We start from the raw sequence: 14068 nt of genomic DNA, 5'->3' as shown, positions 1-14068 counted from the left end.
GTTGATAGTAGCAACACGATAAGTGTCAGGCCCAAGGCTAAAATATGGGTAATTTTTTTACCCAGAAAGGCCTGACCACTGGATCAATGTACCCATCGCTCTGCTTGGTTAGCCTTAGTGGCTTGGTGAGTTATTGGCGTGGTGAAAAGGAGCGCACTCATGCAAGTGCTTGTTTGTACAAAACCGCACCATCTGGAGCTAGCTAACGCCGATCGACCCGAGTGTTCGCCTGGGCAAGCGTTATTGCGTATTCGCCGTATCGGTATCTGTGGAACGGATATTCATGCTTATGGCGGCAACCAGCCCTATTTTGCATACCCTCGCGTGCTGGGCCACGAGCTAGCTGGTGAGGTAGTCGAGGTCGCTGACAACCAAGCCCAGCATTTACTAGGGAAGCAGGTTTACGTTATCCCTTACCTGCATTGTGGTGAGTGCCGCGCCTGTCTGCAGCATAAAACCAACTGCTGCCAGAACATGCAGGTGATTGGCGTCCATCAAGATGGCGGTATGGCGGAGTATTTGTCCGTTCCTACTACCCATTTGGTGGTATCGGAAACACTGAGTATCGATCAGCTCGCCCTGGTGGAGTGCATGGCGATTGGCGCTCACGCGGTTAGGCGCAGCGCGCTACAAGCGGATGAGCTTGCCATCATCGTTGGCGCTGGCCCGATTGGTATGGGCGTGCTGCAGGTGGCTAAAAGCCAAGGTGCACGCACACTGATGGTCGATACCAACGCTTCCCGGTTGGCTTTTTGCCGCGATGTATTGGGCGCTGATGCGGTGGCGAATCCTCAGGACGCCGATGTGGCTGAGCTAATAAGTCAATTGAATGGCGGCGCATTAGCGGATGTGGTGTTCGATGCCACCGGCAGCCCGCGTGCCATGCAGGCGGGGTTCGATCTGGCAGGCCACGGTGGGCGCTATGTGCTGGTCAGCGTGGTCAAAGCCGATATTACCTTTAACGACCCTGATTTCCACAAGAAAGAGCTGACCCTCATGGGGAGCCGAAACGCCACCCGAGAAGACTTCGATAACGTGGTGGCCCTGATGGAGAGCGGTGACATTAACGCCGAAGCCATGATTACTCATCGGGCACCGCTCGCCGACGTACCCACCCAAATGTCCCAGTGGTGTGACCCTGCCAATCAGGTTATCAAAGCCATGATTTCCATTGACGCTGAGGAAGTACGCCCGTGAGTGACCTGATCGCGAGCCAAACGCCCCATCTCACGCTGCGTGTCCATGCGGTGGATAATGTTCGCGTCGCGTTGACCGATCTACCCGCCGGCACGGTGATCGAGGATCAAGGCGTCAGTATTACGCTGCCTGGGCCTGTTCGTCATAAGCACAAGTTCGCCCTCAGCGATATGGCCGTGGGCGATATGGTCATTATGTACGGCGTTCGGGTTGGTAAAGTGACTCAGTCAATTGCTGCTGGTGGGGCGATTACCACTGAGAACTTGGTGCACTCAACGGAGGATTTAACCGGCAATATGCACCAGCAGGCGTGGCAGCCCCCGTCTGTGACCGCGTTTGAACAGACAACGTTTGATGGTTATCACCGCCCGGATGGGCGAGTTGGAACGGCGAATGTGTGGTTGGTAGTGCCTTTGGTGTTTTGTGAGAACCGCAATATTGAGGTGCTGCGCCAGTGCGTTGCCGATGCATTGGGGGACGACCCCTTTTATGACTACAAGCGTATGGCGAGGCAGTTGTTACATGGCGAAAATGCCGCTGAGTCGGTACTGCCTGCGGGTGAGCGGCTATTCCCCAATGTGGATGGCGTGCGTTTTCTGGTACACCAACAAGGGTGCGGCGGCACGGATGGCGATGCTGGAGCACTCTGCGAGTTACTCGCAGGCTACATTTGCCACCCTAACGTGGCTGGGGCCACGGTGCTTAGCCTGGGTTGTCAGAAAGCGCAGATCAGTATGCTACAGCAGGCGATCACGGCGCGTGATCCGAAAGGTCATAAGTCCGTAAGTTACTTCGAGCAGCAGGCATCCAACAGTGAAGAAGAGCTTATCCGCGATGCGCTGACAGCCATTTTTGATGGGCTGAAGAAAGCTAATCAATTGACACGACAACCGGCAGCGCTCTCTGAGCTCACCCTGGGCGTCGAGTGCGGTGGCTCGGATGGCTTTTCTGGGCTTTCTGCCAATCCTGTTGTCGGGGCTGTGGTAGATAGGATTGTGGCGCTGGGAGGGAGTGGTATTTTAAGTGAGTTCCCTGAGTTGTGCGGCGTTGAGCATGAGTTGCTCGCCCGCTGTGGTGATCCCCAAGTGGCCGAGCGGTTTACGTCGTTAATGACAGCTTATCAACGTCACGCCCACGCAGTGGGAGCTGATTTTTCCATGAATCCTTCACCGGGCAACGTTCGTGACGGCTTGATCACCGATGCGATGAAATCGGCGGGGGCTGCTAAAAAAGGCGGGGATAGTCCAGTGGTGGATGTGCTCGACTATACCGAGCCCATGACCCGCAAGGGCCTTAATCTGCTATGTACGCCTGGCAATGACGTTGAGTCTACAACAGGACTAGTGGGATCTGGTGCCAACTTGGTGCTGTTTACTACTGGTTTGGGTACCCCCACTGGTAATCCTGTGGCACCAGTGATCAAAATTTCCAGTAACAGCGAGATGGCAAGACGGATGAGCGATGTCATCGATTTCGACGCTGGTCCGGTTATTCGTGGTGAAGCAGGCATTGCAGAGCTCGCGGATGAGTTGCTGCAACTGTGTATCGATACCGCGTCGGGTCGTTATACCACCAAGGCAGAGCGCCTTTCACAGTTGGATTTTATTCCTTGGAAACGAGGAGTGTCATTGTGAAACTGCCGCTCTCTCAGGCGAGTATTGTTCAGTTTGGTACCAGCCGTTTTTTGCTGGGTCATGTGGCTGCTTTTGCTGCACAGGCGATTGAAAACGGTAACAGCCAGGAAGCCATTCTTGTCGTACAAACTTCTTCACGGCCCGAGGGGAAAGCCAAGGCAGTCGCGCTGGCACAGCAAGCAAGCTACCCGCTACATATTAGGGGATTGCGCAATGGCCAGCCCGTCGATGAGCAGCTCTCAATTGGTAGCGTTGCAGGCTGCCTGGTGGCTCAAGAGCAGTGGCAGGCGTTAGAGCACCACTTTATCTACATGGCACGCTGGGTGATCTCCAACACAGGGGACAGTGGCTACCAAGTGGCAGATGACACTAGTCTCGCTGATGTGCCCTCAAGCTTTCCCGGTAAGCTCACCAAGCTACTCTATGCACGTTTTAGTGCAGGGCAGCCAGGCTTGACACTGCTGCCTTGTGAATTGATCGGCAGCAATGGTCACGTATTGAAGGAAATAGTGCTTCAACTGGCGCGTCGGGATTATCACGATACACCCTTTGAAGAGTGGTTAGCGGCCCATTGTTGCTGGGTCAATACGCTTGTGGATCGCATCGTTTCGGCCCCTTTGGAGCCCGTCGGCGCAGTTGCCGAGCCTTATGCGCTTTGGGCAATACAACAAACACCAGGTCTGGTAATGCCCTTTGAGCACCCTGCCGTTGAGATGGCAAGTTCACTTCAGCCGTTTGAATTACGCAAACTGCACATTCTCAATTTAGCGCATACCTATCTTGTCGATCAGTGGCGCCAGAATGGGTTAACAGAGTCCGTTACCTACGTAAGAGAGGCTATGCAGGAGCCATGGCTACGTAATGGCCTCAGCGAAGTCATGATGCAAGAGGTATTGCCCGTGTTGGCCCGTGAACTGCCGGATATGGATTTAAACGCCTATTGGCATAACACCTTGGAGCGGTTCGACAACCCCTACCTGGATCATCGGCTTGAGGATATTGCAAATTATCATGGCGATAAGCTGACACGGCGATTGGAACCTGTGGTGGAACTAGGAATTAAATATGAGATCGCCACTCCACGGCTTTGTGCAGCGCTTGGCAGGAAGTAGAAGGCAGTAAGCCCCTTATAAGGAGGTGCTATGTAAATCACATGGCAGAGATAATAGCGCTCTATTACTGCAGTATTATCTTATGTAGATAAATTGTATATAAAACAACACTGCCTTCAGGGTAGGAACAATAACCGTCGTTACACACAAAAAAAATGGAGTACATCATGCGTCTAAATAAACTCTCTATCGCGATTACGCTTGCTACGGTCACCAGCATTGGCTTTGTCAGTGCTGCCCAAGCAAACACTGTGATTCGTGTGGCTTATGGCAACCAGCCCGGTGAACCGGTAGATGTCGCTGTAAATCAATGGGCCGAATGGGTCAATGAAGCAAGTAATGGTGAAATAGAGCTTAAAGCTTTTCCAGCAAGCCAATTAGGCTCTGAAACCGAGGTGATGGAACAGGCTCGTTTCGGTTCCGCCATCATTTCGATTACGGCTTACAGCAACTTTCTAGACTCGGTTCCCGACCTCGCCGTACTGGATGCCCCCTATTTGAGCGAAGACTTTGAGACCAAACTCAAGGTATTTGACTCTGAATGGTTTGCTGACCAAATGACGCAGGTAGCATCCTCCGGGTATCACATTGTAATTCCTAACGCCGTATACGGTGTTCGCCATTTGTTAACACGTGAGCCGGTGAATAGCCCTGATGACCTCGACGGTGTGGGCGTACGTGTCCAGAACTCGCAGATGTATGTCGAAGCCATTCGTGCCATGGGCGCGACACCAACACCTATGTCACTGGGGGATGTCTATCCCGCTTTGGCTCAGGGAATGGTAGATGGTGTCGAGAACCCTGCTGCCGTGCTCTTTGGCGGAAAGTTTCACGAGGTGGTCAAGCATCTTAGCCTGACGGCGCATATGCATACCGTGGCACCTTTCGTTACGGGACAGGCATTTTGGGATCAGCTGGATGAAGAGCAGCAGCAGATTCTGACTGATACCGGCCAGCAAATGGCTGAATATCTTGCTGAGCTTGTCGCAGAAGATAGTGAACAGGCGCTGGAGAAACTGCGCAGCGAAGGCGTAGAGATTCACGAGGTTGATACCACCCCCTTCCGTGAGCGAGCTGCAGAACAGATTCCCACCGCGTTCCCTCAGTGGAGTGATGGTCTCTATGACGATGTCTACGAGATCATCAACGGCTGATTAGCGTGTGATTTTATGGTACCCCAGCGCCTGCTGGGGTATCTGGTCAAGGAGTCTGGTATGAAGCGTATTTTTACGTGGCTAGATCGAGTGATGCGGCTGGATGAGGTTATCGCGACGGCAGCTGTTTTCGCGCTCTTTTTAGTAGCTATCAGTAATGTTTTTATGCGTTATCTGTTTAATTTCCCTTTGGCTTGGACAGAAGAGGTACTTCAGTTACTGCTGGTCTGGGCCACTTTTCTGGGGGGCTAGTGCGTTGGTGCGCCGCCGCGAGCATGTATTCATCAGCTTCGTTACCGATAAGCTTCCACCCCGCTTAGCGCATTGGAATGAGCAGCTATTCAGCGTGGGCATCATTTTAATGAGTGCTCTGGCCATGCTGTATTGGGGCACCCAATTACTCAGTATTTCAGCATTTCGCAGTACGCCGATGCTGCAAATTCCCTATTACTGGATTCATGTGGCGATTCCCGTTAGCGCAGTGGTAATGATATATCACTGCGTGGTGCGGTTGTTTCAGCGACATAAACCATAGGAGACAACCACATGGCTGTCACGACTGCTCTTGGCGCACTGTTTGTGTTGTTTTTATTAGGTACGCCTGTCGCCTTTGCACTGTTTTTCTCGACGTTTCTATACTTCATCGTGGGTGCCGATCAACCGATGATGCTGCTGATCCAACGCCTGGCCGGAGGACTGGAGTCGGTTTCGCTGTTGGCGATCCCGTTTTTCATTATGGCTGGCGTCTTCATGAACTATTCGGGTATCACTGACCGTTTACTCAGGCTGGCTGAGCTGCTGACGCGACGCATGCATGGCGGATTGGCGCAGGCCAACGTGCTGTTGAGTACTTTTATGGGCGGGCTTTCCGGTTCCAACATTGCCGATGCCGCCATGAACGCAAAACTGCTAGTGCCCAGCATGACTGAGAAGGGCTATCCCAAGTCTTTTTCCAGTGCGGTTACGGCGGCGTCGTCATTGATTACCTCGACAATTCCACCTGGTATTGCTTTGATCGTGTATGGCTACGTCAATAACGTTTCAATTGGGCGGCTATTTCTAGCGGGAGTAGTACCGGGTGTGTTGATGGCCATCAGTTTGATGGTGCTGGTTTCATATTTATGTCGTCGGCATCATTATCAGCCACCTGAGCGCAAGAAGGTGACACGTCATGAGTGGGTGAGTGTTACCCGTGCAGGTGTTATCGCCTTGATGCTGCCATTGGTGGTGATTGGCGGTATTCGGATTGGTGTCTTCACGCCGACAGAAGCCGGTGCTATTGCGGTGCTTTATGCGCTAATTGTTGGCGTTTTTGTCTATAAGCAGATGACGCCAAAAAGCATCGCCATGGCAACCAATGAGTCACTTCTTGCCTCTGTCAATGTGCTCTTTATTATTGCCGTGGCATCAGGGTTTGCTCGCTTCCTTACTTGGGAACAGATACCGCAAGAGATCGCTATGCTGCTCTCATCCCAAGTAGGTAGCGCGATTGTCTTCCTGCTATTAGCTAATTTGCTACTGTTGGTGTTAGGGATGTTTCTGGAAGGCAATGCCATCCTGATTGTGCTTTCACCCCTCCTGGCTCCAGTCGCGGCTCAGTTCGGTATTGATCCGGTTCATTTCGGCATTATTTTCATCATTAATGCCACCATTGGCACGATTACCCCGCCGCTGGGAACGGTGATGTTCACGACCTGCAGTATTACGGGGGTTAGCGTTGCTTCTTTTATTCGCGCCGTCATGCCGTTCTGGCTAGTTATGGTATGCATCCTGCTACTGACCACCTTCGTTCCCGCAATCTCTCTCGCGTTGCCCGCGCTCGTTTTCTAAATAAATCGTTTTAATGCCGGCCCTCTGCTTAAATGCAGGGGGGCATTTCCTCACACTTGCCACAATCAGCCGCCCACGAATTGACCTTTAAGGTCTATGATGCAAATAAGTAGTCGTTAATTTAACGGCAGTTTGTGGGAGTGGTTGAAATGGCGGGCAGTATTCGAAATACGGCGGTACTGGCAAGTGCCGTTTTGCTTGGCGGGTTGCTGGCAATAGGGCTGGTTGTCGGCGGCAGCTATATCAAGAGAGCTGCTGAAGTGTGGCAGCAGTCGTCCCGCAGCGTGACAGTGCGCGGCTTATCAGAGCGGGAAGTGCCAGCAGATTTAGTGCTTTGGCCGTTCAACTACAGTGTCAGCGCCAATAGCTTGGGCGACCTTGAGCAGCAGTTGTCCAGGGATGAGCAGGCGATTCGCGATTTTCTTAAGGCCCAGGGCTTTGCCCCAGAGCATGTTAGTTCGACAGCGCCACGAATTACCGATCAATTTAGCAACCAATACGGCGGTCAGCGCCCGGATGAACGCTACCGTGCCGAAGCGACGCTGCTACTGCGCTCCCCCAATGTTGAGGGCGTGATTGAGGCGATCCCTAGCGCTACTTCGCTGGTGCGTGAAGGCGTGCTGCTTTCACCCAGCTATGAATACCGCACGGAATTTTTATTCACCGGGCTTGATGACATCAAGCCCGAAATGATTGCAGCGGCAACGGCGGATGCGCGCAACGCCGCACAGCAGTTTGCTGAAGATTCCGGTAGCCAAGTGGGGCAGATTCGTCAGGCCACGCAAGGCTACTTTTCCATTGAAGATCTGGATAGCTACACGCCACAAACCAAACGCGTCCGCGTCGTCACCACGGTGGACTATTCTTTACAGGACTAGGCTTAATAGGAACGCGCCAAGGGAAGGGCGCTCAGCCCGTGTAGTCTAGGGCGGTGATGGTATAAAACATCTCACCATTGGGGGTGAGCACCTTCGCCTCATCGCCTATCTGCTTGCTCAGCAGGGCCTTGGCCATGGGGGCATCGATACTGATCCAGCGTTTTTTAGTGTCGATTTCATCGTGGCCAACAATCCTGAGATGTACCTGCTCGCCGTTTTCATCTTCCAGGCTCACATAGGCGCCGAAAAACACCTTGCTAGTATCGGCAGGCAGCCGATCGACAATTTGCAGTTCGTCTAAACGTTTTGTCAGGTAGGTAATCCGGGCAATAACCCGATTTAGCTCTTTCTTATTATAAGTGTAATCTGCGTTTTCACTGCGATCGCCCTGAGCGGCGGCTTCGCCGACTTTCTCTGAAAGGGCCGGGCGTTTAACCCGTGAAAGATGATCCAGTATAGCGCGCAGACGTGACGCCCCTTCCGGGGTGATCAGATTGCTCTTAGGGGCTTGACGCGGATCTTTGGCTGGATCGCGCCAGCGGGTCATGTTGCGGCCTTTCATTACCTGTTCCCCTTCGTGTTTCGAGCTACCTACTTTACGTTAATTGCGCGAAGCATACCAAGCAACATGCCACTGGCGAATCATTCAAACGTTCGTTACATTATGTGAGAGGCCCGCCATTGGTGAGTCTACGCTGGACAATAATAATTCAGGAGCATGTATGCGAACTCTCTATTTTTTACCCATGTCTTTACCACGTTCCCTGATCGCCGCCGCGATGAGTACCGCGCTGGTGCTGTCACCGTTGACCGCGACCGCCTTCGAAGGCGAGCTGTTTTCGTTGAAAAACCGCTGGGAGCACACCGTGACGGAGATGCCTGCCAATGAGCGAGAAAGTACGTTGAAAGCGTTGGCCGGCGAAGTGGAACAATTGGCTGAACAGCACGAAGATGAAGCTGACATACTTGTCTGGCAGGGCATTATTTTGGCCTCCTATGCCCGGGAAAGGGGTGGCTTGGGCGCCTTGGGAACCGCAGGTGATGCGCGCGATGCGCTGGAGCAAGCGATTGAAATCGATCCGCAAGGGCTGAATGGTTCGGCCTACGTCACGCTAGGCGCGCTTTACGACCGCGCGCCGGGTCGACCACTCGGCTTCGGCAATAGCGAGACGGCTGAACGCATGTTCCAGCGTGCTCTGGAGATCCGCCCGGACGGTATCGATGTTAACTACTACTATGCCGCTTTCTTGAAAGAAGAGGGCAATGAGCAGGCAGCGCGTGAGCATGCCGAGCGGGCGGTTAACGGCACCGCTCGCGAGAACCGGCAAGTCTCAGATGAAGCGCTGCGTCGCGATGCCGAGACGCTGCTCAATCAGCTTTAATCCGCTAACTGGATTGGCATTCCCGGTGGCAAGCATTGATAATAGATCGATTATCACCACCGGGAGTGCTCCATGGCGTCTAGCCCTAAAAACGCTGAGTTTGGAAATTCTCCATCTCAAGAGGCCCCTTTTCGAAGCTCAGCGCTTAGCGTTCCGCAGTTAAAGCGCGGTGACGTTGAGCTGCTCAAGCGTGAGGCGTTGCATCAAGGGTTTTTCCGCCTGGAAGGCCTGGAACTTCGTCACCGCCTATTCGAAGGTGGCTGGAGCGAACCTATAAGCCGAGAAGTACACAGCCGTTTTGACGCGGTAGGTGTGCTGCTTTACGACCCTGCCCGCGATTTAGTGGTATTGATTGAGCAGTTTCGCGCAGGCGCCATTGATGATGCCGTGTCTCCCTGGAAGCTCGAGCTGGTGGCGGGTCTGGTGGAAGATGGCGAGTCACTGGAAGACGTGGCCCGCCGTGAAGCGTGGGAAGAAGCGGGTTGTAAAGTGGCCGCACTGACCAAATTACACACTTATTATCCAAGCCCCGGCGCCTGCAACGAGGAAGTGACCCTATTTTGTGGTTTGGTGGATTGCCAAGGGCTAGGTGGGATTCATGGCTTAGACGAAGAGCATGAGGACATTCGGGTACATGTCATGCCGTTTGCCAATGCCTGGGAGCTCTTGACGCAGGGACGACTCGACAACGCCATGTGTCTGATTGGACTACATTGGCTTAATAGCCAACGAGCCTCACTTCGCGCCGCTTCACAGCAGGCGCTGACACAAAGCGAAACCGACGAGGAGTGAACATGGCGAGAACGGCCTATGTCACCGATTTAAAATCGCTCCAAGGGGAGTGCAGCGCCAACTATTTACGTTTGGTGCGACTGGTGGGCGATATGGAGGCCGGACAGCGTCGTGATATTGCCCTGCGCGGCGATAAACAGCATTTCGGCGATCTGCATCTGTATATTCAAGAGCAGGCGCCTTACACCACCATGGTGAATGTTTCTCAAACTGGCCCGTTAGATACCGTCATGGAAGGGCCGCGTATGCGCGTACACCTCTATCACGATGTGCGCATGGCGGAAGTGACCGACTTTCAGCGCGAGCGTCACTTTAGTGGCCGCTACCGTTATCCTAACGCCCGTATGCATCAGCCGGATGAGAAGCTTCAACTCAACCGCTTCCTGGGCGAGTGGCTGGCTCACGGCCTTGCCCACGGCCACAGTGTTGACGTGCCGGAGACTCCCTAATGCGTGTGGTTCAGATTACCGACGCCCATCTCTATGCGGATACCGCAGCGCGTTCCCGCGCGGGAATACCCTGGCGACAGTTTCAGCAGGTGTTGAGTGCCGTTGTCACTGAAAAGCCCGATATCGTGCTGTTTACCGGTGACGTGAGCCAGGACGAGTCAGCTGCTTCCTACGCTTTGGCGGTGGAGGCGCTGGAGCAGTTGCCTTGCCCCTGGTACTGGCTGCCGGGTAATCACGATCAGCCCGAGTTCATGGCTGCCGAGCGTCCGATGGTCGATCAAGTGGACTTGGATTCGTGGCGCATACTGATGCTCAATACCCAGGTGGAGGGCAAGCCCCACGGCGAACTGGGAAGCGAGCGCCAAGATCAGCTCGCTGAACAGTTAAAGAGCGACGATCGCCCCACGCTGATTGCCATGCACCATCCGCCGGTTAACGTGGGTGCGATGTGGATGGATGCCATTGGCCTACAAGATCGCGACGCGTTTTGGGAACTGCTAAGCCAACACCCGCACGTCAAGATCATCCTGTTTGGACACGTGCACCAAGCTTACGCCGAGCATCGCCGAATAGGCGAAGCGACGATTGATGTTTATGGCTGTCCTGCGATGGCCGATCAGTTTATGCCTGGTGCAGAGGAGTTCGCCATCGATGAAGCTTCCCGCCCTGGCTATCGCATTATCGATTTGGCGAGGAGCGATACCCAGGAAAGCGAGTGGCAGAGCTGGATTGAGCGCATTGATTAGACGGTTTATTGCTCCCTTATTTTTAGATAGGTTTTTTAGGAATAAAAAGATAGTTATTAATTCTTTTGGGTTATTACTGGCTCGGCGTTACCCTACCCACATTCGAACGTACATTTATTTATAACGTACGCTGATTTTAGCTTGTGTGACGAGCTTGTTCTTGTGAGGTAAGGGGCCATGACCCAATTGTCTACTATTTCTTCGAAGGAGCGGTCGTCAAAAGATCGGTCTTCAGAGACGCGTTCTTCATCTTCAGCTACGCAGGAGGAGGCTTTTAATGCCCCTGATGCCGCGCGCTTGACCCACCTCAAGCAATTAGAAGCCGAGTCTATCCATATTATCCGTGAAGTCGCCGCCGAATTTGCCAACCCGGTAATGATGTACTCCATTGGCAAAGACTCGTCGGTCATGCTGCATCTGGCGCGTAAAGCATTTTACCCCGGTACACCGCCATTCCCGCTGATGCACGTGGATACCACGTGGAAGTTCCGCGAAATGATCGAGTTCCGCAACCGCATGGCAGAAGAAGCGGGTATGGAGCTGATCGTGCATACCAACGAAGAGGGGCGGGCGGCCAATATCAACCCGTTCGATCATGGCAGTGCCAAATACACCGATATCATGAAAACCCAGGCGCTCAAGCAGGCGTTGGATAAATACGGTTTTGATGCAGCCTTCGGTGGTGCCCGCCGCGATGAAGAAGCCTCGCGTGCTAAAGAGCGCGTCTACTCGTTCCGCGATAAGTATCACCGCTGGGATCCTAAAAACCAGCGCCCTGAGCTTTGGAACGTATATAACGCCAAGGTTAATAAAGGCGAATCGATCCGCGTCTTTCCGCTCTCTAACTGGACTGAGCTGGATATCTGGCAGTACATCTACCTAGAGTCGATACCCATCGTGCCGCTCTACTACTCGGCCAAACGGCCCATAGTCGAGCGCGACGGTATGCAAGTGATGGTGGATGACGACCGCATGCCATTAGCGCCCGACGAAGTGCCGGAAATGAAGTCGGTACGGTTTAGAACGCTTGGCTGCTACCCGCTAACCGGCGCGGTAGAGTCCGAAGCCGCGACGCTGCCGGAAATTATTCAAGAGATGCTGCTGACCCGAACCAGTGAACGCAGTGGCCGCGCCATCGACCGCGACCAGGTGGGTTCCATGGAGAAGAAAAAGCGCGAGGGGTACTTCTGATGTCTCACCAGTCTAATTTAATCGCCGATAATATCGAGCAGTACCTGCACGAGCACGAAAACAAAGACCTGCTGCGTTTTATTACCTGCGGTAGCGTCGACGACGGTAAATCGACGCTGATTGGCCGTCTGCTTCACGACTCGAAAATGATCTTTGAAGATCAACTGGCAGCGATCACCCAGGCTTCTAAAACCAGTGGTACGACCGGTGATACCGTTGATCTGGCGTTGTTGGTGGATGGCCTGCAGTCAGAGCGTGAGCAGGGCATTACCATTGATGTCGCGTACCGCTTTTTCTCTACCGATAAGCGCAAGTTTATTATCGCCGATACGCCTGGGCATGAGCAGTACACCCGCAACATGGCCACAGGTGCTTCAACCGCCAGCCTGGCGATTATCCTGATCGATGCCCGCTACGGCGTGCAGACCCAGACTCGCCGCCATAGCTTTATTGCCGACCTGCTGGGTATCCAACACCTGGTGATTGCAGTCAATAAGATGGATCTGGTGGACTTCTCCGAGCAGCGCTTTAACGAGATAGTCGATGAGTACCGCGCCTTTGCCACTAATCTGCAGGCGCCGGACATTCGCTTTGTGCCGATGTCGGCGCTGAATGGCGACAACGTGGTCAATCGCAGCGAACACACGCCCTGGTATTTTAACGACAGTTACCAGGGGCAAACGCTGATTGAACTGTTGGAAAGTGTCGAGATTACACGCGATCAGAACCTCAGCGATCTGCGCTTGCCGGTGCAGTACGTCAACCGCCCGAACCTTGATTTTCGCGGTTATTGCGGCACCTTAGCCGCGGGTGTGTTGCGCCCAGGGCAAGCCGTTAAGGCACTCCCCTCGGGTAAAACGTCGCGGGTTGCACGGGTTGTTACTTATGATGGTGACCTTGACGCGGCCTATCCAGGCCAGGCGATCACGGTGACCCTGGAAGATGAGATTGATATCTCCCGTGGCGACTGGCTGGTGGCAGCAGATAGCGAACTACCGCTCGCCAACACCTTTAAAGCCGATATTGTCTGGATGCAGGAAGAGGCGTTAACGCCGGGTAAGCTCTACGATTTCAAACTGGCAACCCGCGATCTTTCCGGTCAGGTCAGTGCGATTGATTACCAGATAGACGTCAATACCCTCGAGAAACATGCCACTCACTCGCTGGGTTTAAATGCGATTGCCCGCTGCGACGTAGAGCTGACCGCCGCTATTCCGGTGGATGATTATCGCACCAGCCCGGGCACCGGCAGCTTTATCATCATTGATCGGTTGACCAACGTGACCGTAGGCGCCGGTATGATTCGCGGCACGGCAAGCGCTCCAGGCAGTGTTTCAAGTACCACCGATTGGGCGGCCTTTGAGCGCGATCTGAATGCACTGGTGCGGAAGCATTTCCCCCACTGGGAAGCTAAAGATATCAGCGGATTATTTAACCGCTAACCGGCATAAGCTCCGGTCATGAGCCTCCTCACATCAGAGTGAGGAGTTCTCCTTATGTCATTGCGTATAGGGACTCCTCCCCGGTTGCAAGCGACGATGATGAACAACATAAGCCGATGCGTGCGTATAGTCGGTCTCTCAATGGGGACGCTATCCCCTGACCCTGATGAACGTCGCGCACCTTCTCTCCTCAACGAGGCGTAGGCTTTTTCAGCCATCGCAATGAGCAGGTTTTGAGAAGGTCGGTCTGACCTGTTTTTC

15 protein-coding genes are annotated in these 14068 nt (G+C 53.6%); 14 read left to right on the top strand and 1 reads right to left on the bottom strand.

The window, feature by feature from the left end; genetic code table 11:
* Positions 1-159: 159 nt before the first annotated feature.
* The 8 genes from HZS80_RS05660 to HZS80_RS05630 all read left to right on the top strand — a co-directional run bounded on the left by HZS80_RS05660 (position 160) and on the right by HZS80_RS05630 (position 7805).
* Positions 160-1197: a zinc-binding alcohol dehydrogenase family protein gene (locus tag HZS80_RS05660; protein ID WP_035566562.1), complete on the top strand. Its 1038-nt coding sequence runs from the start codon at positions 160-162 to the stop codon at positions 1195-1197.
* Complete coding sequence (locus HZS80_RS05655) at positions 1194-2831, top strand: UxaA family hydrolase (protein WP_179915415.1); 1638 nt, start codon at positions 1194-1196, stop codon at positions 2829-2831. The genes HZS80_RS05660 and HZS80_RS05655 overlap by 4 nt, the downstream gene beginning before the upstream one ends.
* The gene (locus tag HZS80_RS05650; RefSeq protein ID WP_035566557.1) at positions 2828-3943 is read left to right on the top strand and encodes a mannitol dehydrogenase family protein; all 1116 of its coding nucleotides are present in this window, start codon (positions 2828-2830) and stop codon (positions 3941-3943) included. Before HZS80_RS05655 ends, HZS80_RS05650 begins: the two co-directional genes overlap by 4 nt.
* Before the next feature lie 167 nt (positions 3944-4110).
* Positions 4111-5097 carry a C4-dicarboxylate TRAP transporter substrate-binding protein gene (locus HZS80_RS05645; protein WP_179915414.1) on the top strand — a complete coding sequence of 329 codons (987 nt, stop codon included), beginning with the start codon at positions 4111-4113 and terminating at the stop codon, positions 5095-5097.
* 60 nt (positions 5098-5157) lie between these two features.
* Positions 5158-5349 (top strand): TRAP transporter small permease, encoded by a 192-nt coding sequence (locus HZS80_RS23385; protein WP_246361744.1) that lies wholly within the window; start codon positions 5158-5160, stop codon positions 5347-5349.
* A 7-nt stretch (positions 5350-5356) separates the two neighbouring features.
* Positions 5357-5632, top strand: a complete 276-nt coding sequence (locus HZS80_RS23380) for a TRAP transporter small permease (RefSeq protein ID WP_281662198.1) — start codon at positions 5357-5359, stop codon at positions 5630-5632.
* Between the two features lie 11 nt (positions 5633-5643).
* Positions 5644-6927: a TRAP transporter large permease gene (locus tag HZS80_RS05635; RefSeq protein ID WP_035566551.1), complete on the top strand. Its 1284-nt coding sequence runs from the start codon at positions 5644-5646 to the stop codon at positions 6925-6927.
* A 149-nt stretch (positions 6928-7076) separates the two neighbouring features.
* Positions 7077-7805, top strand: coding sequence for an SIMPL domain-containing protein (locus HZS80_RS05630; RefSeq protein WP_179915413.1), 729 nt, complete (start codon positions 7077-7079; stop codon positions 7803-7805).
* Between the two features lie 31 nt (positions 7806-7836).
* On the opposite strand, the gene greB is transcribed toward HZS80_RS05630, so the two are convergent.
* Entirely contained in the window at positions 7837-8367 is a 531-nt protein-coding gene (gene greB / locus HZS80_RS05625) for a transcription elongation factor GreB (RefSeq protein WP_008957606.1), read from the bottom strand.
* A gap of 160 nt (positions 8368-8527) precedes the next feature.
* Here greB and HZS80_RS05620 point away from each other — a divergent pair, with 160 nt between their 5' ends.
* The 6 genes from HZS80_RS05620 to cysN all read left to right on the top strand — a co-directional run bounded on the left by HZS80_RS05620 (position 8528) and on the right by cysN (position 13807).
* The gene (locus HZS80_RS05620) at positions 8528-9187 is read left to right on the top strand and encodes a tetratricopeptide-like helical (protein WP_035566547.1); all 660 of its coding nucleotides are present in this window, start codon (positions 8528-8530) and stop codon (positions 9185-9187) included.
* A 72-nt stretch (positions 9188-9259) separates the two neighbouring features.
* Positions 9260-9979, top strand: coding sequence for an NUDIX domain-containing protein (locus HZS80_RS05615; protein ID WP_035566545.1), 720 nt, complete (start codon positions 9260-9262; stop codon positions 9977-9979).
* A 2-nt stretch (positions 9980-9981) separates the two neighbouring features.
* Complete coding sequence (locus HZS80_RS05610; protein ID WP_035566543.1) at positions 9982-10428, top strand: DUF1249 domain-containing protein; 447 nt, start codon at positions 9982-9984, stop codon at positions 10426-10428.
* The gene (locus tag HZS80_RS05605) at positions 10428-11174 is read left to right on the top strand and encodes a phosphodiesterase (protein WP_179915412.1); all 747 of its coding nucleotides are present in this window, start codon (positions 10428-10430) and stop codon (positions 11172-11174) included. The genes HZS80_RS05610 and HZS80_RS05605 overlap by 1 nt, the downstream gene beginning before the upstream one ends.
* Positions 11175-11351: 177 nt before the next feature.
* On the top strand, positions 11352-12365 hold the full coding sequence (cysD, locus tag HZS80_RS05600) for a sulfate adenylyltransferase subunit CysD (protein ID WP_144408591.1): 1014 nt from the start codon (positions 11352-11354) through the stop codon (positions 12363-12365).
* A complete protein-coding gene (cysN, locus tag HZS80_RS05595) occupies positions 12365-13807 on the top strand; it encodes a sulfate adenylyltransferase subunit CysN (RefSeq protein ID WP_035566536.1) in 1443 nt (480 codons plus the stop codon). The genes cysD and cysN overlap by 1 nt, the downstream gene beginning before the upstream one ends.
* The last annotated feature ends 261 nt before the right edge of the window (positions 13808-14068 follow it).

Origin of the sequence: Vreelandella glaciei (assembly GCF_013415125.1) — a bacterium.
Lineage (GTDB): Bacteria > Pseudomonadota > Gammaproteobacteria > Pseudomonadales > Halomonadaceae > Vreelandella > Vreelandella glaciei.
This window is presented reverse-complemented; position numbering and strand designations above follow the sequence as displayed.